Source organism: Vibrio sp. 1402, from assembly GCF_033340275.1.
Genome location: NZ_JAWOWE010000060.1, coordinates 1 through 1327, shown reverse-complemented (window position 1 = coordinate 1327; position 1327 = coordinate 1). Strand labels below are relative to the sequence as shown.

Sequence of the window (1327 nt, the reverse complement as noted above, 5' to 3'; positions counted from 1 at the left end):
CCCTTCTCAGTAGTCAGACAACAGGCATTGAAGGTCATGAATGACAGGGATATCCAGACCCTCTGCCTTTACCTGAAAAAACAGAAACGGACCGTGGAAGAGTACCAGTGGCAACATTACGATGAACAATGCAATCTCCTGGAGCAACTGTTAAGGCAGGTGTTCTTGTGCCTTGAATGTGAGGCCGGTAAAGGCTCAGAAGCCGTCGTCGCCCAACTTCAACAGATGCAGACGGAAATCGCATTCGGTGGACCACTGAAGACGATGGATACGTCGCTCATCCCGAAAAAGCACCTCCCATGGTTGGTTAAACAGGATAACGTTAACCCGCAACGTTACGAATGGCTGCTCTACCGGCAGTTAACCTCACGACTGAATGGACGCATTTATTTGCCAAATGTTACCAAATACCGCGCACTGGAAGACGACCTGATCCCCCAGACATCGCAGGATACCTTGCTGGCCTCATCAACACTGGACAGACTAAAACAGCCCGCAGAGTTATTGTTACAGGAGAAACAACACCGGCTGGAAAGTGCACTCAAAGACGTTGCTCTCCATATTGATGAGGGAGACAATCGAAATGTGATCATGAAAAATCGTACCGGTACCCGCTGGCGTCTGCCGACCAAAAGCGCTACATCTCTGGTCAACAATCCCTTTTTTAAGCGAATGCAACCGGTCGGTATCGCGGATGTACTGCGGTATGTAGAGCGCGAAACCGGGTTCATGAAATGTCTGACTCATGTACTTCCGATACAAAAACAAGGGTTCACTCATCAGGATGATTTACTGGCCATTCTGATTGCCAACGCCACTCACCGTGGTGTGTATGGCATGGCGCAGATCTCCGATCGAAGCTATGAACACCTGAGTACGGTGCAGGCCAACTATATCCGGCCTGAAACGCTGCATGACGCCAGCGACGTGATCAATAATGCGGTTGCAGCGCTACCCATCTTCCGCCACTACCATATTCAGGAGGACCAGCTGCACGCCAGTGCGGATGGTCAGAAATTCGAAACCCATCTGGAAACCTTTAAAACCCGGTACTCCTCTAAGTATTTCGGCACCAACAAAGGGATCACGGCCATGACACTGGTGGCCAACCACAGCGCCCTCAATGCTCGGATCATCGGTTCCAACGAGCACGAATCACACTATATTTATGACCTGTTACAATCCAACAGCAGTGAAATCAAACCTGACGTACTCTCGACAGATACACACGGTGTCAATCATGTTAACTTCGCCTTACTGGATCTATGCGGTTACAGTTTTGCACCGCGATACGCGCAGTTCAGTAGTGTCATCAATGATCTGTTTG

General features: G+C 49.7%; 1 pseudogene. It reads left to right on the top strand.

What is annotated here, in order from left to right:
- Positions 1 to 1327: pseudogene (locus R7044_RS24085) on the top strand (Tn3-like element ISShfr9 family transposase); the annotation flags it as partial.